1 pseudogene is annotated in these 385 nt (G+C 62.3%); it reads right to left on the reverse strand.

Annotated elements, in window-relative coordinates:
- Positions 1 to 385 (reverse strand): annotated as a pseudogene (locus EN852_RS35960) (competence protein); the annotation flags it as partial.

Raw genomic sequence — 385 nt, forward strand, 5'->3', positions numbered from 1 at the left:
CCTCGCCTCGCGTGAGAATTTTCGCTGCTCGTGCCAGGGCCGGTATGGTCCGTCGACAGCGAATTCGATCACAGCCGGGGTTGTGGCCGACTGGGGATCGAAGAAGACGGCAGCACTTCCCTTGCGGGCGAGCTGCCGTTTCGTGACGACGACAACCAGCGGATTGTGGCAGGCGTCATAGGCGGTCGCGTCATTGACGACGATCAGGTCGGCGAAGGCGCAGGCTTTCCAGGTGTTCTTGCGATCCTCGACATAGGCGACGATCGCGCCGGAAGGGTGCCTGGCAAGGCAAAGGCCTTCGCGGCAATAGAACGGCGATCCCTGCGGCAGGTCGGTGGGAGCGGCAATATCGAATTGCCCGTCCGCCTTGTCGAACATTTCCGGT

This window comes from Mesorhizobium sp. M2E.F.Ca.ET.209.01.1.1 (genome assembly GCF_004010375.2).
Classification (GTDB): domain Bacteria; phylum Pseudomonadota; class Alphaproteobacteria; order Rhizobiales; family Rhizobiaceae; genus Mesorhizobium.